The 17,563-nt window shown below is 62.6% G+C and carries 14 protein-coding genes; 8 read left to right on the top strand and 6 right to left on the bottom strand.

The window, feature by feature from the left end; all coding sequences use genetic code 11:
* Positions 1 to 71: 71 nt before the first annotated feature.
* A complete protein-coding gene (gene recG / locus KW825_RS17285; RefSeq protein WP_218329910.1) occupies positions 72 to 2,141 on the top strand; it encodes an ATP-dependent DNA helicase RecG in 2,070 nt (689 codons plus the stop codon).
* A gap of 162 nt (positions 2,142 to 2,303) precedes the next feature.
* Positions 2,304 to 4,382 (top strand): AsmA-like C-terminal region-containing protein, encoded by a 2,079-nt coding sequence (locus KW825_RS17280; protein WP_218329909.1) that lies wholly within the window; start codon positions 2,304 to 2,306, stop codon positions 4,380 to 4,382.
* Positions 4,383 to 4,420: 38 nt separating this feature from the next.
* On the opposite strand, the gene KW825_RS17275 is transcribed toward KW825_RS17280, so the two are convergent.
* Positions 4,421 to 5,326 (bottom strand): bifunctional GNAT family N-acetyltransferase/hotdog fold thioesterase, encoded by a 906-nt coding sequence (locus KW825_RS17275; RefSeq protein WP_042652894.1) that lies wholly within the window; start codon positions 5,324 to 5,326, stop codon positions 4,421 to 4,423.
* Between the two features lie 51 nt (positions 5,327 to 5,377).
* Between KW825_RS17275 and KW825_RS17270 the strand changes: the two genes are divergently transcribed.
* Positions 5,378 to 6,046: a spermidine synthase gene (locus tag KW825_RS17270; protein ID WP_218329922.1), complete on the top strand. Its 669-nt coding sequence runs from the start codon at positions 5,378 to 5,380 to the stop codon at positions 6,044 to 6,046.
* On the opposite strand, the gene dtd is transcribed toward KW825_RS17270, so the two are convergent.
* The 3 genes from dtd to typA all read right to left on the bottom strand — a co-directional run bounded on the left by dtd (position 6,043) and on the right by typA (position 9,391).
* A complete protein-coding gene (gene dtd / locus KW825_RS17265) occupies positions 6,043 to 6,480 on the bottom strand; it encodes a D-aminoacyl-tRNA deacylase (protein ID WP_218329908.1) in 438 nt (145 codons plus the stop codon). The two genes, KW825_RS17270 and dtd, sit on opposite strands and share 4 nt — an antisense overlap.
* Before the next feature lie 75 nt (positions 6,481 to 6,555).
* Positions 6,556 to 7,428: a virulence factor BrkB family protein gene (locus KW825_RS17260; RefSeq protein ID WP_042652896.1), complete on the bottom strand. Its 873-nt coding sequence runs from the start codon at positions 7,426 to 7,428 to the stop codon at positions 6,556 to 6,558.
* Positions 7,429 to 7,579: 151 nt separating this feature from the next.
* Positions 7,580 to 9,391, bottom strand: a complete 1,812-nt coding sequence (gene typA, locus KW825_RS17255) for a translational GTPase TypA (protein ID WP_042652897.1) — start codon at positions 9,389 to 9,391, stop codon at positions 7,580 to 7,582.
* Positions 9,392 to 9,742: 351 nt separating this feature from the next.
* On the opposite strand from typA, the gene glnA reads away from it, so the two are divergent.
* The 5 genes from glnA to add all read left to right on the top strand — a co-directional run bounded on the left by glnA (position 9,743) and on the right by add (position 15,645).
* A complete protein-coding gene (gene glnA, locus KW825_RS17250) occupies positions 9,743 to 11,152 on the top strand; it encodes a glutamate--ammonia ligase (RefSeq protein WP_042652898.1) in 1,410 nt (469 codons plus the stop codon).
* A 204-nt stretch (positions 11,153 to 11,356) separates the two neighbouring features.
* The gene (locus KW825_RS17245; RefSeq protein WP_218329907.1) at positions 11,357 to 11,932 is read left to right on the top strand and encodes a DUF4124 domain-containing protein; all 576 of its coding nucleotides are present in this window, start codon (positions 11,357 to 11,359) and stop codon (positions 11,930 to 11,932) included.
* An 86-nt stretch (positions 11,933 to 12,018) separates the two neighbouring features.
* On the top strand, positions 12,019 to 13,074 hold the full coding sequence (gene glnL / locus KW825_RS17240; protein WP_218292519.1) for a nitrogen regulation protein NR(II): 1,056 nt from the start codon (positions 12,019 to 12,021) through the stop codon (positions 13,072 to 13,074).
* Between the two features lie 9 nt (positions 13,075 to 13,083).
* Positions 13,084 to 14,502: a nitrogen regulation protein NR(I) gene (glnG, locus tag KW825_RS17235; protein WP_042652901.1), complete on the top strand. Its 1,419-nt coding sequence runs from the start codon at positions 13,084 to 13,086 to the stop codon at positions 14,500 to 14,502.
* A 141-nt stretch (positions 14,503 to 14,643) separates the two neighbouring features.
* On the top strand, positions 14,644 to 15,645 hold the full coding sequence (gene add / locus KW825_RS17230) for an adenosine deaminase (RefSeq protein ID WP_218292518.1): 1,002 nt from the start codon (positions 14,644 to 14,646) through the stop codon (positions 15,643 to 15,645).
* A 72-nt stretch (positions 15,646 to 15,717) separates the two neighbouring features.
* On the opposite strand, the gene hemN is transcribed toward add, so the two are convergent.
* Positions 15,718 to 17,091 carry an oxygen-independent coproporphyrinogen III oxidase gene (hemN, locus tag KW825_RS17225; protein ID WP_042652903.1) on the bottom strand — a complete coding sequence of 458 codons (1,374 nt, stop codon included), beginning with the start codon at positions 17,089 to 17,091 and terminating at the stop codon, positions 15,718 to 15,720.
* 25 nt (positions 17,092 to 17,116) lie between these two features.
* The gene (locus KW825_RS17220; protein ID WP_218329921.1) at positions 17,117 to 17,557 is read right to left on the bottom strand and encodes a DUF2489 domain-containing protein; all 441 of its coding nucleotides are present in this window, start codon (positions 17,555 to 17,557) and stop codon (positions 17,117 to 17,119) included.
* Positions 17,558 to 17,563 lie beyond the last annotated feature (6 nt).

The raw sequence follows: 17,563 nt of genomic DNA, 5'->3' as shown, positions 1-17,563 counted from the left end.
ACGGCTTGCATCGAGCCATCAACAACCCCTATCATCTGGACATATTTACAGTATTTTCGGGCATCTAATTGATGAAATTGGATAAAATCTCCCTCGATAGCCTCAAGGGCGTCGGCAGCAAGATGCTGGAGAAGCTCGAGCGGCTGGGGCTGGCGACGGTACAGGATCTGCTGTTCCACCTGCCCCTGCGCTACGAGGATCGCACCCAGGTGTGGCCCATCGGCGATCTGCCGCCCGGGCTGCACGGCGCCGTCGAGGGCGAAATCCAGGACACCCAGCTGGTGATGGGCCGCCGCCGCATGCTGGTGTGCCGCATCAGCGATGGCACCGGCAGCCTGACCCTGCGCTTCTTCAACTTCACCGCCGCCCAGAAGAACAGCCTGGCCCCCGGTCGCCTGCTGCGCTGCTTTGGCGAGGTGCGCCCCGGCAAATACGGGCTGGAGATGGCCCACCCCGAGTACAAGCTGCTCGGCGAGGAGCAGGCCGGCCAGACCGAAGAGGCACTTACCCCCGTCTACCCGACCACGGAGGGGCTGCGCCAGCTCAGCCTGCGCAGCCTCACCGATCAGGCGCTGGCCCAGCTCGAGCTGTACGGGGTGGAGGAGCTGCTGCCCGCCGGCCTCTACCCGCACCAGATAGAACTCGCCGCCGCCCTTCGCCTGCTGCATAGACCTCCTCCCTCGGTGGCGCTGGCGCTGCTGGAGAGCGGCCAGCATCCGGCCCAGCAGCGGCTGGTGCTGGAAGAGCTGCTGGCCCACAACCTGTCGGTGCTGAAAGTCCGCGCTCAGGCCCAGACCCAGCTGGCCCGTTCCCTCAAGCCGGCCCCCACCCTGGTCAAGCAGCTGCTCGGCGCCCTGCCGTTTAAGCCGACCGGGGCCCAGAACCGGGTGGTGGCGGAGATCAGTCAGGATCTGCAACGCAGCTACCCCATGATGCGGCTGGTGCAGGGGGACGTGGGCTCCGGCAAGACGCTGATCGCGGCGCTGGCGGCGCTACAGGCCATAGGCAACGGCTGCCAGGTGGGGCTGATGGCGCCGACCGAGCTGCTGGCCGAGCAACATGCCATCAACTTCGCCCACTGGCTGGAACCGCTCGGCATCAAGGTCGGCTGGCTGGCTGGCAAGCAGAAGGGCAAGGCCAGGGAAACCCAGCTCGCCGCCATCGCCGATGGCAGCGTCAAGATGGTGGTGGGCACCCACGCCATCTTCCAGGAACAGGTGGTGTTCCAGCGCCTGGCGTTGGTGATCATCGATGAGCAACACAGATTCGGGGTGCACCAGCGCCTCGCCCTGCGCGAGAAAGGGGAGCGGGAGGGGGTACATCCCCATCAGCTGATCATGACCGCCACCCCCATCCCCCGCACCCTGGCGATGACCGCCTACGCCGATCTCGACACCTCTGTCATCGACGAGCTGCCGCCGGGTCGCACCCCCATCACCACGGTCGCCCTGCCGGACAGCCGCCGGGGCGACGTGATCGAGCGGGTCAAGCTGGCCTGCGAGGAAGGCAAGCAGGCCTACTGGGTCTGCACCCTGATCGAGGAGTCCGAGGTGCTGGAGTGCCAGGCCGCCGAGGACACCGCCGCCGAGCTGCAGAACCTGCTGCCCGGCCTGCATATCGGGCTGGTGCACGGCCGCATGCGGCCGGTAGAGAAGCAACGGGTGATGGAGGAGTTCAAGGCCGGTATCTTGCAGCTGCTGGTCGCCACCACCGTCATCGAGGTGGGGGTAGATGTGCCCAACGCCAGCCTGATGATCATCGAGAACCCGGAGCGGCTCGGGCTGGCCCAGCTGCACCAGCTGCGCGGCCGGGTCGGTCGCGGCTCTGTGGCCTCCCACTGCGTGCTGCTCTATCACGCCCCCCTCTCCAAGACGGCCCAGAGCCGGCTCGGGGTGCTGCGGGAGACCAGCGATGGCTTCCAGATCGCCCAGCGCGATCTGGAGCTGCGCGGCCCGGGCGAGTTGCTCGGCACCCGCCAGACCGGCTTGGCCGATCTCAAGATCGCCGATCTGGTGCGGGACCAATCGCTCATCCCCCAGGTGCAGAAGCTGGCGCGCTACCTGATGGACAGACACCCTAGCCACGTCGATCCGCTGATCCGCCGCTGGCTGGGACTACGGGATCACTATTCCAACGCCTGACACCCCATTGAGAACAGGAGGAGGAAGCCGATGAATTGCTGGCTTCCTCATGGGCAAACAGATTATCCATATCAGGTTGCCCCGCTGATCCGCCGCAGGCCGGGGCTGCGGGATCACTATTCCAACGCCTGACAACCCATTGAAAACAGGAGGAAGATGTCGATGAATTCCTGGCTACGCGCCCTGCTCTATGTATTCGCCTTCCTGCTGCTGTTCGTCTGGGTGGGTCTCGGCCTGTTCGACGCCGAACGGGCCAGGGGCCCCATCGCCAACTGGCTCAGCCAGCAGACCGGGGTGCAAGTCACCATAGGCCGGCTGGTATTCAACCCGCTCCATCCCTACACCCTGCTGGCGGAGCAGGTGCAGTACGGTGACGCGGTCAAGCTGGACAAGATCTACCTGGAGATAGACAGCATCGACTGGCTGAACCGGGATGTGCGCATCGCCCACCTGGATCTCATCCGCCCCCTCATCAGGCTGCCGCTCCCCAACCAGTTGCCGACCCTGCCGGTGCACTCCCTCACCATAGGGGACAGCAACATCGACAACCTCAGCCTGCAGAGCGACGGGCTCATCCTGCGCGGCCTGAGCGCCACCCTGAGCGACTGGGAGCTGATCGATCCCAGGCACCAGCCCCAGGCCAACCTGAGCCTCAGCATCAACCAGCTCGACAGCCCCAGCCTGACCCTGGCTCGCCTCAACCTGAAGGGGCGACTGGAAGGCCAGGTGCTGAGCACGGACAAGCTGACCACCAACCTGTTCGACGGCCTGCTGGAGACCGGCATGGTGCTGGACTGGCCCGCACGCAGCTTGCAGCTGCGCGGCCTCAAGGCCCGTGGCATGCGGGTCGAGCTGGACAGCCTCGGCCAGACTGAGTTCCCCCTGCGCCGGATCAGCCTGGATCGGGGCCAGTTCGACGAGACCAGCGTCAACGCCAACGCCCAGGAGCTCGCCCTCAACAACTTCAGCGGCCAGCTCACCGCCTTCGAGTGGCAGGCGGGCAGCCGACCGACCGGTTACCTCACCGGCTCTCTGGCCGATCTCGGTCGTGGCCTGTTCCAGCTGGAAGAGATCAAGGGGCGGCTCGCCTTCTCGCCAGAGCAGCTCGATGCGGAGCTGCAGGGCAAGGCTTTTGATGGGGAGTTCAACCTGGAGCTGGCGCTGGATCCCGATCTTCAGAAGCTAACCCTGAAGGAGATGACCCTGAGCGGCATGGACATCAGCCTGCCGGATGGGTGGTGGCAGGATTGGCAAGGCTGGCGCCCACAGCAGATCGATGTGCGCAAGCTGGCCTTCGATCGGCTCAAGGTGCTCTCCTTCGACGACAGCCTGCCCCTGTCGCTGACCGGCTGGCAGCTCTACCTGACCGATCTCAGCCTGCGCGGCGATCAGCCGGGCCCCCTGCTCGGCCGGGCCAGGGTGGAGAGCAAGTGGTTCGAGCTGGTGTGGGACGGTCTCTCCGCCCGCAACGGCGAGCTCGATGGCGAGCTGACGCCGAGCTCCTGGCAGCTCAGCAAGCTGTCCAGCACCTTGCCCGACGAGGGGGCCATCGAGCTGAGCGGCCAGTGGGGCAAGGAGCCTGGCCAGAACAGCCGCCTGCGACTGCAGGGCAAGCAGCTGGATCTGGAACAGTGGGGCAGGCTGCTGCGGGCCCCCGTCTCGCTGGCGGGCAAGGTGGATCTCGATGTCGATCTGCAGGCAGATATGAGCAAGAAGCCGGGCAAGGAGCCAAACGACTGGCGCAGCACCCTGCAGGGCAGCCTGAGCCTGGACGCCAGGGATCCCTTCTGGGACAAGGTGAAGATAGATCCGCTGCTGGACGAGTGGTTCAAGGGCACCACCCCGCCGACCCTGACGGCGGACGGCCTGTGGCAGGCGATGCAGCAGGGGGATACCCCCTTCTATCGCGTCAAGCTAAACGCCAAGGCCGAAAACGGCCTGGTCCAGATCGAACAGGCGAGCGCCTCCACCATCACCCACCTGCTGGCCCTGCAGGGGGGGGTCGATCTGGCCAACGGCCAGTGGCAGCTCGATCTCGGCGCCCTGAACGGGCAACGCTGCGCCGAGCTGCTGGCCCGCTGGCGCGGCCCGCTCGACGCCCCGACCCTGAGCTGGAGCTTCCCGGCCGAGGCCTCCTGCGGCTGGGAGGCCGGCGTACGCTACCCGGCCCAGGGCCGCAGCAGCCCGCTCTGGCGCCCACAGCCCAAACCGGCGACCCCAGACACCAACAAGGCCTCATGATGAGGCCTTGTCATTGAACCGACAGACGGTCGAGCCCCCTAGCCGCCCCGCTTGATGGGCAGCACCACATACTGGCCGACGAACTCCACCGCCAGCTTGCGGCCGCTGAACAGCTGCACCCGCAGGCTGAACTTGGCCGACTCCCCGCTCTTGAGCGGTGCCAGCACGGCAGGCATCCCCTCCCGGGCGACCCTGGCCTCCGGCTCCTCGCTCACCGGCCGGTAGTATTTGATATTGCCCTCGGCCAGCACGGTATCGCCCCCCAGCCCGGCCTCCTTGAGCTGCAACCAGATGAGCCCCCAGCCCGCCAGCACACACTGGCTGTAGATGCTGCCGGCAAACATGGTGTCGTGGACGTTGAGGTTGGCCGCCAGCTTGGCCTTGAGATGAAAGGTCTGGCCGTCGTAATGGGTGATGTGCACCCCCATCTTCTCGCTGATGGGGATGCCCCGCGACCAGCGGGTGGTGAGATCCTGACACCACTCCGGGCGATACTGGATGGTCTGCAGCGGGCTCAGGGACTTGATCATCTGGCGGTGGGTGATGCGGCCGAAGGAGACAGGTCCTTCCCCCACCTCGAGGAAACCGCAGCGGCGGTAGAACTCCACCGCCTCCTGGCGGGCGTTCATCACCAGCCGCTTCACCTTCTCGTCGCGGGCGAGCTGCTCGAGATCCTCCACCATGCGGGCCCCCAGCCCCTGACCCCGAAACTCGGGTTTCAGCGCCATGAAGCGGATCTGGGCCTCGTCACCACCGACGAACAGCCGGCCGACGGCGATGGGGGTACCGTCTTCGGCCAGCATCAGCCGATGAATGGCGACGGTATCGTATTCGTCCCGCTCGGAACCTATTGGCAGATTGAACGGCTTGCGCAGCAGCTCCCAGCGCAGTTGGTAGTAGCTTTCCAGCTCGGCTGCCGTTTGGGGGGTGACCACCCGGTACATAGATACATCCTTGAGTTACACTGGTCGAAAACCATCTTGCCGTGCAAATTCATGGACTTCAATCCGCAAGCGTACCAAGCCGAACACTTATTGCACCTCAGCACCAAGGCCGAGCGCCGGCTCTGCATCCTGGAAAACGCCGAACACCGCTGGCTGGAGATGGACGGCGTGGTGCAATCGGCCATGTGCCTCAGTGAGCCGGACCGGCTCTGCCTGCCCCATCAACAACACATAGCCGCGCGGCTGCCAAGCCAGGCGAGCCGGATCCTGGAGCTGGGGCTGGGAGGGGGTGATCTCACCCGCCATCTGGGGGCACGCTGGCCCGAGGCTAGCCATGACTGCGTGGATCTGGATGCCGAGGTGCTGACCCTCTTCCAGGCCTTCTTTCAGGCGCCAGGGGGACCCTCTGCCCGGCCGCCGCGTCTGCATCACGCCGATGCGCTCCGTTTCCTGTTAGACAGCAGGGAGCACTACGATCTGGTGCTGCTGGATCTGTTCAGCCAGGACGGCAACCCCCGACTGCTGTTCCAGGCCCCGCTCTATCAGGCGCTGGCCCAGTGCCTGCGCGGCACCCTCATCATCAACCTGCTGCCACGCACCCGGCTGGAGCTGGAGCAGGCACTGCGGCTGGCCGAGGAGTGGGTCGGCCCCACCCAGGCCTATCCGGTCCCCGGCTACCTCAACGTGATCCTGCACGCCACTCGTCAGGGCGCCGCCTAGACCTGCAGCCAGAAGGTCACGGGGCCGTCGTTGAGCAGCCGCACCTGCATGTCGGCGGCGAAGCGACCGGTCTCGGTCGGCAGGCCGCCATTTCTCGCCTGAGCGACGAAATAGTCATAGAGCCGCTCGGCATCGCTCGGGTGAGCGCCGCCGGAGAAGCCCGGCCTCATCCCCTTCTTGGTATCCGCCGCCAGGGTAAACTGGGACACCACCAGCAGGCTGCCGCCGGCCTGGGTCAGGCTGAGGTTCATCTTGCCGTCCGCATCGGAGAAGATGCGATAGCCGCTCACCTTGTGCAGCAGCTTGTCGGCCTTGGCCTCGTCATCCCCCTGCTCCACCCCGAGCAGCACCAGCAGACCGGCGTCGATGGCGCCGGTCACCTCTCCCTCGACGGTCACGCTGGCCTCGGAGACCCGCTGAATCAATGCGATCACTCATCACTCCTTTGTCTTGTCAGAAAGAAACGACCGCCAAGAGGCGGCCGTTGATGTTAGCAACAAGGTGTGGGCTCAGCCCAGCTCCTCTGCACCCGGTTTCTCATATTCGCCGAGACAGGCGGTGGTCTCGGCCCCCAGCAACACCACCAACCAGCTCAGGTAGACCCAGACAAACAGGATAGGAATGGTCGCCAGCGCGCCATAGATGGCCTGATAGGAGGGGAAGTTGGTGATGTAGATGGTGAAGCCGCGCTTGGCCAGCTCGAACAGGCTCGCCGCCACCAGGGCGCCGATGAAGGCGTGGGTCAGCCGCACCTTGCAGTTGGGCACCACGGTATAGATCAGCAGGAAGCCGAACACGGAGAACAGGAACGGCAGACCCCGCAGCAGCCAGTAACCCACCCCGAACAGCGCCTCGCCCTGGAAGAACCGCAGCGAGATGATGTAGGAGGAGACGGCGATGCTGGCGCCGATGAGCACGGGCCCCAGGGTCAGGATCATCCAGTACATGGCGAAGGCCTGGGCCAGCGGCCGGCTCTGGGTCGAGCGCCAGATGTAGTTGAGGTTCTTGTCGATGGCCGAGATCAGCATCAGGGCGACCACGATCAGGGCGCCGATACCGACCGCCGTGGTGTTGGTGGCATTGGCCACAAAGCCGTCGATGTACTCCTTGAGCGCCTCCCCGGCGGTCGGCACGAAGTTGTGATAGACGAACTGCTCCATCGCCTGCTTCAGGGTCTGGAACACCGGGAAGGCCGACATCATGCCGAACACCACGGCGACCATGGGCACCAGGGAGAGCAGGGTTACATAGGCCAGGTAGCCGGCGGTGACGGTCAATCTGTCCTGCTGGAAACGACCCCAGACAAACTGGGCGAAGTGGGCGCCATCGTGGCGCAAGAAGGAGAGGGCGTGCCCGAGGCGGCTAGCGATTGTGTTCTGCATCGTGGTTCTCAGAGGCTTCATCATGCAGATATTGTGTCAGATGGCGTGGCCATTTGACCACCCGTGGCCGGATGGAGTTGGCCTATACCCCGCCAAACGGCCATAAAAAAAGAGGCCCGAAGGCCTCTCTCTGTCTGTCGATGCACAGATATCAAGCACGACCGGCGCGCTTGCGATCCATCTCGGTCAGCAGTTTCTTACGAATACGGACAGCCTTTGGAGTCACTTCAACCAACTCATCGTTGTCGATGAACTCGAGAGCCTGTTCCAGGGTCATGCGGATCGGCGGGGTCAACACCTGAGCTTCATCGGTACCGGAGGCACGCATGTTGGTCAGCTGCTTGCCCTTCAGGCAGTTTACAGTCAGATCGTTGGAGCGGGAGTGGATCCCGATCACCTGGCCTTCGTACACCTCGGTAGCGTGACCGATAAACAGACGACCGCGGTCTTGCAGACCGAACAGGGCGAAAGTCAGGGCCTTACCGGTGGCGTTGGAGATCAGCACGCCATTCTGACGCTCGCCGATGCTGCCACCCTTGTGCGGACCGTAATGGTCGAAGCTGTGATACAGCAGACCAGTACCGGAAGTCATGGTCAGGAACTCGGTCTGGAAACCGATCAAGCCACGGCTCGGGATCATGAAGTCAAGACGGACGCGGCCCTTGCCATCCGGAGTCATGTTGGTCATCTCACCCTTACGCAGGCCGAGTTGCTCCATGACTGAACCCTGGTTCGCCTCTTCCACATCGACAGTGACTGTCTCATACGGTTCGTGAAGCACGCCATCGATGGTGCGCAGGATAACTTCTGGACGGGATACCGCCAGTTCGTAGCCTTCGCGACGCATGTTTTCGATCAGGATGGACAGGTGCAGTTCACCACGACCGGATACACGGAACTTGTCCTGGTCATCAGTGTCTTCCACACGCAACGCCACGTTGTGAACCAGCTCCTGGTCCAGACGCTCACGGATGTTGCGCGAGGTAACGAACTTGCCTTCTTTACCGGCAAACGGTGAGGTGTTGACCTGGAAGGTCATGTTCACGGTCGGCTCATCAACGGACAGAGCCGGCAAGGCTTCAACTGCGTTGTTATCACAGATGGTGTCGGAGATTTTCAACTCGCCCAGACCGGTGATGGCGATGATGTCGCCCGCTTGCGCGCTTGCCACTTCAGTACGAGCCAGGCCCAAGTAACCCAGTACCTGACCAACCTTGCCAGTGCGAGTCTTGCCATCAGCACCGACAACGGTGACCTGCTGGTTGCTCTTGACGCGACCACGGCTGATGCGGCCGATACCGATAACACCCACATAGGAGTTGTAATCGATCTGGGAGATCTGCATCTGGAAGCCGCCATCAGGATCGGCATTCGGTGCTTTCACGTTATCAACGATGGCCTGGAACAGCGGCTCCATGCTGTCGGACTCAACGTTCTGATCCATGGAAGCCCAGCCGTTCAGAGCAGAGGCGTAGACAACTTTGAAATCCAGCTGGTCATCGGTGGCACCCAGGTTGTCAAACAGGTCAAAAACCTGATCCATAACCCAATCAGGACGGGCGCCCGGACGGTCAACCTTGTTGATAACCACGATCGGCTTCAGACCCTTAGCGAAGGCTTTCTGGGTTACAAAGCGGGTTTGTGGCATCGGGCCGTCGACGGCGTCAACCAACAGCAGCACGGAGTCAACCATAGACAGAACCCGCTCAACTTCACCACCGAAGTCGGCGTGACCCGGGGTATCGACGATGTTGATACGGTAGTCATTCCAGCGGATCGCAGTGTTCTTGGCGAGAATGGTAATACCACGTTCCTTTTCCAGGTCGTTGGAATCCATCAGACGCTCTTGACCATCAGTGGTACGGTCCAGGGTTCCAGACTGCTGCAGCAGCTTATCAACCAGGGTAGTTTTGCCGTGGTCTACGTGCGCAATAATCGCAATATTGCGTAAATTCTCTAACATTCTCGCCTCAATCACCGGGTAAAATTGGGCGCTAATTGTACTCTCGCCTTTGTGATCTGCCTAGCATAATTGCAGTGCATTCGCGCACAACAGGGGATCAGGATCATAGACCCCATGCTGAAAGCCTGCTTAGATGGGGGCTGATCGTGCTGGCGCACCACGATGGTGCACCAAAACGATCCAAGGTTGCACCACTTTGAAGCGCGACCCTGCACGAGAGCGGGTATCCCGACAGCCTGAAACGGTGCAAATGCCCTGAAATCAAGCTGTCACAAACTTGGCACGATACTGGCTTATGTGAATGTGACGACGCATTCACCCAAAGAGTTTTAACACCGGAGGTTACTTAGCATGTCAGCCCAGAACGTTTTGGCCCTGATCCAGGAACACGAAGTCAAGTTTGTTGACCTGCGCTTTACCGACACCAAGGGTAAAGAGCAGCACGTATCCATCCCTTCCCACCAGGTCAACGAAGAGTTCTTCGAAGACGGCAAGATGTTCGATGGCTCCTCCATCGGCGGCTGGAAGGGCATCAACGAGTCTGACATGGTGCTGATGCCGGATGCGGCCTCCGCCAAGCTGGATCCGTTCACCGAAGAGACCACGCTGAACATCGTCTGTGACGTGCTGGAACCGGCCACCATGCAAGGTTATGACCGCGACCCGCGCTCCATCTCCAAGCGTGCGGAAGATTTCCTGAAAGCCAGCGGCATCGCTGACACCGTGCTGTTCGGGCCGGAGCCGGAATTCTTCATGTTCGACAACATCACCTTCTCCAACACCATGGGCCACAGCTTCGTCAAGATCGAATCCGAAGAGGCTGCCTGGAACTCGGGTACCGAGTACGAGCACGGCAACAAGGGTCACCGTCCCTTCGTCAAGGGTGGTTACTTCCCGGTTGCGCCGGTCGACTCCTCCCAGGACATCCGCGCCGCCATGTGTCTGGTATTGGAAGAGATGGGTCAGGTTGTCGAGGCGCACCACCACGAGGTGGCTACCGCCGGTCAAAACGAGATCGCCACTCGCTTCAACACCCTCACCCTGAAGGCCGATGAAGTGCAGGTTCTGAAGTACGTGATCCACAACGTGGCCCACGCCTACAACAAGACCGTCACCTTCATGCCGAAACCCATGTTCGGTGACAACGGCTCCGGCATGCACTGCCACCAGTCCCTGGCCAAGAACGGCGTCAACCTGTTCGCCGGCGACCTGTACGGCGGTCTGTCCGAGATGGCGCTGCACTACATCGGCGGTATCATCAAGCACGCCAAGGCCATCAACGCCTTCGCCAACCCGACCACCAACTCCTACAAGCGTCTGGTTCCGGGTTATGAAGCACCGGTCATGCTGGCTTACTCCGCCCGTAACCGTTCCGCCTCCATCCGTATCCCTGTGGTGCCGAGCCCGAAAGCCCGCCGCATCGAGGTGCGCTTCCCGGATCCGGCTGCCAACCCGTACCTGGCCTTCGCCGCCCAGCTGATGGCCGGTCTGGACGGTATCATCAACAAGATCCATCCGGGCGATGCCATGGACAAGAACTTGTATGACCTGCCGCCAGAAGAAGCCGCAGAAGTGCCGACAGTTGCCGGCTCTCTGGACGAAGCCCTGGCCGCACTGGACACCGACCGCGAGTTCCTGACCCGTGGTGGCGTGTTCAGCGATGACTTCATCAACTCCTACCTGGAGCTGAAGCAGCACGATGTGGATCGCGTACGCATGACTCCGCACCCGCTGGAGTTCGAGCTGTACTACTCCGTCTAAGCCGACGTGCTTGTTTTATCGTGAAAAAAACCCGCCAGATGGCGGGTTTTTTGTCTGATCGGTCGAGTCACAGCGCCATGGATCCGGCCATCAGCCCGGCACCCATGTCATCCCATCGGCTTATCTTATCCCCATGGGTCCGACAATCGGTCCGAGCGTTTTTTCTCTGATAGGATTAAGCAGGACACCGTCAAGGAGAGATGGATGAAAAATGTACACCCGATATGGATGCTGGGCCTGTTGCTGCTGATGCCCTGCGCCGCGCAGGCCGCCACAGTCTATTCCTGGGTCGATGCCAATGGCGTGACCCACTACACCGATGCCCCTCCCCCCGGCAAACGGGCCAAGGAGCTGGATCTGCGGGTCTCCCCCCTCATCGGCACGGCCCCCCATTCGGTTCAGGTCGACAACTTCAATAGCCTGACCGGTGTCGATGCCAAGAAGGCGCAGGAAACCAGCCCACTGGCGATCACGCTGCTCTCCCCCGAACCGGGCAGCACCCTGCGTGACAACACCGGCAACGTGGTGTTTCAGGCCGAGGTCAGCCCCCATGCCCCGGTACAATACGATGTCCGCCTCACCCTGAACGGCAAGGCGGCCCCCCTCGTTCATAACAGCCTGGCCATCCGGGTCGAAAACCTCGATCGCGGTGCCCACGAGGCACGGCTCGAGCTGCTCGCCAAAGACGGTACGATCCTTGCTAAATCTAAACCAGCCACCTTTTACCTGCACAGAACGACGGTAGATCCAGCTCCCAAACCCACCCCCAAGGCCGATTAGGGGTGATGTGATGCACCGATGCGGGTAAACTCAATGCACCATATCGGTGCATCATTAGTGTGCAGCACCGTTTTAGGGAGAAACCTGTGCCAACCCGCTCGGATCATGCCAAGACCCTCTTGGACAACCTGTTGACTGCCGTCATCCTGATGGATGAACGGCTTTGCATTCAATTCGTCAACCCGGCGGCCGAACAACTGCTCTCCCTCAGCGAGCGGCGACTGATCGGGATCGAACTGCCCCACCTGCTGGAGCACATCTCCCTCGATCTGCAACGGTTCAAGCAGTGCCTCATTTCGGGGCAGGGCTTCACCGACAGCGAAGTCACCCTGGTGGTGGAAGGGGAACCCAGGCTGGTCGAGATCAGCGTGAGCCCCATGGCCGACCACGAGCAGCGGCTGATGGTGGTGGAACTGCGCAAGATCGATCAGCAGAAGAAGATCAGCCAGGAGCTGCAGCAACATGCCCAGCAACAGGCGGCCAAGGAGTTGGTGCGCGGCCTGGCCCACGAGATCAAGAACCCGCTGGGTGGCCTGCGCGGCGCGGCCCAGCTGCTGCAAAAGGAGCTGCCGGATCCGGCCCTGCGCGAATACACCGGCATCATCATAGAGCAGGCCGATCGGCTGCGGGTGCTGGTCGATCGCCTGCTCGGCCCCCAGCGCCCCGGCCGGCACCAGATGCACAATGTGCACTCTGTGCTGGAGCAGGTGCGCCGCCTGGTGGATCTGGAACTGCCGCCCCAGATCCGCATCGAGCGGGACTACGACCCCAGCATCCCGGAGTTCGAGATGGAGCCGGATCAGATGCAGCAGGCCTTCCTCAACATGGTGCGCAATGCCGCCGAGGCGCTGGGGGAGCAGGCCGGCTTCATCCGCATCAAGACCCGTACCGCCTTTCAGGTCACCATCCACGGCCAGCGCTACCGGCTGGCGGCCGAGATCAAGATCATCGACAACGGCCCCGGCATCCCGGATGCCATCCGCGACACCCTGTTCTACCCCATGATCACCGGCAAGGAGGGCGGCACCGGCCTCGGCCTCTCCATCGCCCAGAACCTGATCGATCAACACAAGGGGCGCATCGACTGCATCAGTTGGCCAGGTCACACCGAATTCACCATCTATCTACCGCTTCGCAAATAAGGGAACCTCATGACAGCAAAAGTGTGGATCGTCGATGACGACAGCTCCATCCGGTGGGTTCTGGAGCGCACCCTTGGCAGCGAAGGCTTCGAATGCGAGAGCTTTGCCGATGGCGAAGCCCTGCTGAGCTCGCTTGAGATGCGCTCGCCGGACGTGATCCTGTCCGATATCCGCATGCCGGGCATCGACGGGCTCAGCCTTCTGGAGCAGATCCACCGCCGCCAGGCCGATCTGCCCATCATCATCATGACCGCCCACTCTGACCTCGACAGCGCAGTCAACGCCTACCAGCGCGGGGCCTTCGAATACCTGCCCAAGCCGTTCGACATCGAGGAGGCGGTGACCCTGGTGCGACGCGCCGAGAACCATCTGAAGGAACAGCGCACCAAGCGCAAGGCACGCCAGCAGGAGCCCGGCAACAGCCCCGAGATCATCGGTGAGGCGCCGGCCATGCAGGAGGTGTTCCGCGCCATCGGCCGGCTCTCCCGCTCCAGCATCTCGGTGCTGATCAACGGCCAGAGCGGCACCGGCAAGGAGCTGGTCGCCCACGCCCTGCACAAGCACAGCCCGCGCGCCCACAAGAACTTCATCGCCCTCAACATGGCGGCGATCCCGAAAGATCTCATCGAATCCGAATTGTTCGGCCACGAGAAGGGGGCCTTCACCGGCGCCAACAACATCCGCCACGGCCGCTTCGAGCAGGCCGACGGCGGCACCCTGTTCCTCGACGAGATCGGCGACATGCCGCTGGACGTACAGACCCGGCTGTTGCGAGTGCTGGCCGACGGCCAATTCTATCGGGTCGGCGGCCATCAACCGGTACAGGTGGACGTGCGGATCATAGCGGCGACGCACCAGAACCTGGAGAAGCGGGTCGCCGATGGCGAGTTTCGGGAGGATCTGTTCCACCGCCTCAACGTCATCCGCATCCATATCCCGGCCCTCAAGGAGCGGCGCGAGGACATCCCCCAGCTGGCCCACCACTTCCTGCTGCGGGCCGCCAAGGAGCTCAACGTGGAGGCCAAGAGCCTGCACCCGGATACCCAGGCCTATGTCAGCCGCCTGCCCTGGCCGGGCAACGTGCGTCAGTTGGAGAACGTCTGCCGCTGGCTGACGGTGATGGCCTCGGGTCAGGAGGTGCTGGTGAGCGATCTGCCGCCCGAGCTGCTGACCCCCATCACCAGCACGGCGGAGCCGGGCCAACCCGCCTCGTCCGGTGGCTGGCAGCAGCAACTGCAGGATTGGGTGGCCGCTAAGCTGGCGCTGGGGGAAACCGACATCCTGGCCGACGCACTGCCCCAGTTCGAGCGCATCATGCTGGAGACGGCGCTGGAGCACACCCGCGGCCACAAGCAGGAGGCCGCCCGCCTGCTCGGTTGGGGTCGCAACACCCTGACTCGCAAGCTGAAGGAGCTCGACATTCCCTGATGCCCGAGGAAAAACGATTCCCATCACGCCTTGACGAATCGCCGACCGATAAGACCCCGTTTGCTTGCAAACGGGGTATCTTTTTTAGGAGCCCTGCCTAGAATGGCAGGCTTTCCAACCCGACTCGCAGAAGGCGCCACCATGATTGACAGATCCCTCCCCCTGACCGACCTGCACCGCCATCTGGATGGCAACATCCGCCCGCAGACCATTCTCGAGCTGGGTCGCCTGCACAACATCCGGTTGCCCGCAGACGAGCTGGAGGCGCTGCGCCCCCACGTGCAGATCGTCGAGAACGAGCCGAGCCTGGTCGCCTTCCTGAAGAAGCTGGACTGGGGCGTGGCCGTGCTGGCCGACTACGATGCCTGTCGCCGGGTCGCCTATGAAAACGTGGAAGATCTGCTGCGCGCCGGCATCGACTATGCCGAACTGCGCTTCAGCCCCGCCTACATGGCGATGGCCCACAAGCTGCATCCGCAGGGGGTGGTGGAGGCCATCATCGACGGCGTCGCCGCCGGCAGCCGCGACTTCGGCATCAAGACCAATCTCATCGGCATCATGAGCCGCACCTTCGGCACCGCACAGTGTCACGCCGAGCTGGAGGCCTGTTTGGCCCAGCGTGACCACCTGGTCGCCATCGATCTGGCCGGTGACGAGCTGGGCTTCCCCGGCGAGCTGTTCATCGATCACTTCCGCAAGGTGCGCGACGCGGGCATGAGAGTCACTGTGCACGCCGGTGAGGCGGCAGGGCCCGAGAGCATGTGGCAGGCCATCCGTGAACTCGGCGCCGAGCGCATCGGTCACGGCGTCAAGGCCATCCAGGATCCGCGCCTGATGGCCTATCTGGCGGAGCATCGCATCGGCATCGAGTCCTGCCTCACCTCGAACCTGCAGACCACTACGGTGGCGAGCCTCGCCGATCACCCAGTCCGCCAGTTCCTGGCCGCCGGCGTGCTAGCCTGCCTCAACACCGACGATCCGGCGGTGGAAGGCATTGATCTGCCCCACGAATACGAGGTGGCCGCCCCGGCCGCCGGCATGACGGCGAGCGAGATCCGCACTGCCCAGCAAAATGGCCTCACCCTGGCCTTCCTCAGCGATGGCGAGAAGGCCGAACTGAGCGCCCGCGCCGCCCAGCGCTGAGACTCATGCCTTAGCGCCCAATAAAAAAACCGCCGAGAGGCGGTTTTTTTATGTTCCGGGCATACAACAGGATCAGATCACCCGGGAGAACTGCTGCTGGCGCGCCTTGTTGCGCAGGTAGACATCGAAGCACATGCAGATGTTGCGGATCAGCAGCTGACCGGTAGAGACCACCTCCAGACCCTCTTCGGTTCTGCGCACCAGACCGTCGTCGACGAAGGTCTGCAACAGCTTGAGGTCTTCCGCGAAGTACTCCTTGAAGACCAGGCCATGGGCCTGCTCGACGGCAGCGAAGTTCAGGGAGAAGTCGCAGATGAGGCGCTTGATCACCTCGCGGCGGATCAGGTCGTCCCGATTGAGGGAGCAGCCCTTCCACTGGGCATGACCCAGTTCTTCCACCTGGGCGTAATAGGCCTTGAGCTCTTTCTGGTTCTGGGAGTAGGCATCGCCGATCATGCTGATGGAGGAGACCCCCAACCCCAGCAGATCACAATCCCCCTGGGTGGTGTAACCCTGGAAGTTGCGGTGCAGCTTGCCCTCGCGCTGCGCCACCGCCAGCTCGTCATCGGGCTTGGCGAAGTGATCCATGCCGATGAACTGGTAGCCCTGGCCGGTGAGGAAGGCGATGGTGTCCTGCAGCATCGCCAGTTTCTCCCGAGGCGCGGGCATGTCCTCTTCCTTCAGCTTGTGCTGGGCGGCGAACCGGCTCGGCAGATGAGCGTAGTTGAAGATGGAGAGACGGGCCGGATCCGTTTTGAGCACTTCCTCCAGGGTGTGGTGGAAGCTGTCGCGGTTCTGGTGCGGCAGGCCATAGATGAGATCCAGGTTGGTGGAGCGGAATCCCAGCTCGCGGGCACGCTCCAGCATGGCCCTAATGAAGTCGTTGTCCTGCTCGCGGTTGACCGCGACCTGGACCGCCTTGTTGAAATCCTGCACGCCGAGGCTGATGCGGTTGAAGCCCAGCTCCCGCAGCACATTCAGCATGTCGATCGCTATCTCGCGCGGATCCACCTCTATGCTGATCTCGCCCTCGTCCGCGAACCGGAAGTGTTCGCGCAACATGGCCATCAGGCGACGAGTCTGGGCTTCATCCAGATAGGTGGGTGTGCCGCCGCCCCAGTGCAGCTGGGTTACCAGCCGGTGCTTGAACAGCGGAGCCTGGGCCTTGATTTCCTGCTCGAGGAAATCGAGGTACTGATCGGCCTTGTGCTGGTGACGGGTGATCACCTTGTTGCAGCCGCAGTAGTAACAAAGCTTGTGACAGAAAGGGATGTGCACGTAGAGCGACAGATTGCGCGCCGGATACTGCTCGGCGGCGTGAACGAAGTCCGGATAACCGAAGCGCTCGTTGAACTCCAGCGCGGTGGGATAGGAGGTGTAACGCGGACCGCTGTAGTTGTATTTTTCGATCAGGGCCTGGTCCCACACAATCTGTTCTGCTTGCACGCTTGCTTCCTCTTTCTTCTTGTTATCACCGAGTCAACTGAAAGTCCTTCAGTCGCGCCACATCCTTGAGGATCTGCGCCTCCAGCTCGGCCTCGTAGCCACTGCGCTCGAGATCCATCCTCATCACTTCGTTGCGCTTGAGCGCCCGCCGCGCCTCGTGAGTCGGCATCTCCTTCACCTTCTCATAGAGGTCGTACAGGCCGGGAAACTCGCTGGCAAAGGCGCGCCCGCCTTGGATCTGCAAGGCATCCAGCAGATTGGTCAGCCGGATGGCCCCCTCGGAATAGTCACACTGACCATCCCGCACCGCATGGGCGATGACCCTGACGCTGTCGAGGATACGTTCATTGCGGGCCGCGATGGCACGCAGCTGCATGTCGCGCTGGCGCTTGAGGCGGGCCAGCAGGGTACCGGCGTAGACTGCCAGCCCCAGCAAGATCAGGCCACCCAACAGGGCGGCCAGCATCCATCC

It is taken from the genome of Aeromonas sp. sif2433 (genome assembly GCF_019218705.1).
GTDB classification, from domain to species: Bacteria; Pseudomonadota; Gammaproteobacteria; order Enterobacterales; family Aeromonadaceae; genus Aeromonas; species Aeromonas encheleia.
The sequence above is the reverse complement of the archived record's forward strand: the minus strand, read 5'-3'. Positions and strand labels throughout refer to the sequence as shown.

Bases quoted from the DNA above. Each gene is read 5' to 3' on its own strand.
- recG (WP_218329910.1), top strand. From the start codon at position 72: ATGAAATTGGATAAAATCTCCCTCGATAGCCTCAAGGGCGTCGGCAGC.
- KW825_RS17280 (WP_218329909.1), top strand. From the start codon at position 2,304: ATGAATTCCTGGCTACGCGCCCTGCTCTATGTATTCGCCTTCCTGCTG.
- KW825_RS17275 (WP_042652894.1), bottom strand. From the start codon at position 5,326: ATGTACCGGGTGGTCACCCCCCAAACGGCAGCCGAGCTGGAAAGCTAC.
- KW825_RS17270 (WP_218329922.1), top strand. From the start codon at position 5,378: ATGGACTTCAATCCGCAAGCGTACCAAGCCGAACACTTATTGCACCTC.
- KW825_RS17260 (WP_042652896.1), bottom strand. From the start codon at position 7,428: ATGCAGAACACAATCGCTAGCCGCCTCGGGCACGCCCTCTCCTTCTTG.
- typA (WP_042652897.1), bottom strand. From the start codon at position 9,391: ATGTTAGAGAATTTACGCAATATTGCGATTATTGCGCACGTAGACCAC.
- glnA (WP_042652898.1), top strand. From the start codon at position 9,743: ATGTCAGCCCAGAACGTTTTGGCCCTGATCCAGGAACACGAAGTCAAG.
- KW825_RS17245 (WP_218329907.1), top strand. From the start codon at position 11,357: ATGAAAAATGTACACCCGATATGGATGCTGGGCCTGTTGCTGCTGATG.
- glnG (WP_042652901.1), top strand. From the start codon at position 13,084: ATGACAGCAAAAGTGTGGATCGTCGATGACGACAGCTCCATCCGGTGG.
- add (WP_218292518.1), top strand. From the start codon at position 14,644: ATGATTGACAGATCCCTCCCCCTGACCGACCTGCACCGCCATCTGGAT.
- KW825_RS17220 (WP_218329921.1), bottom strand. From the start codon at position 17,557: ATGCTGGCCGCCCTGTTGGGTGGCCTGATCTTGCTGGGGCTGGCAGTC.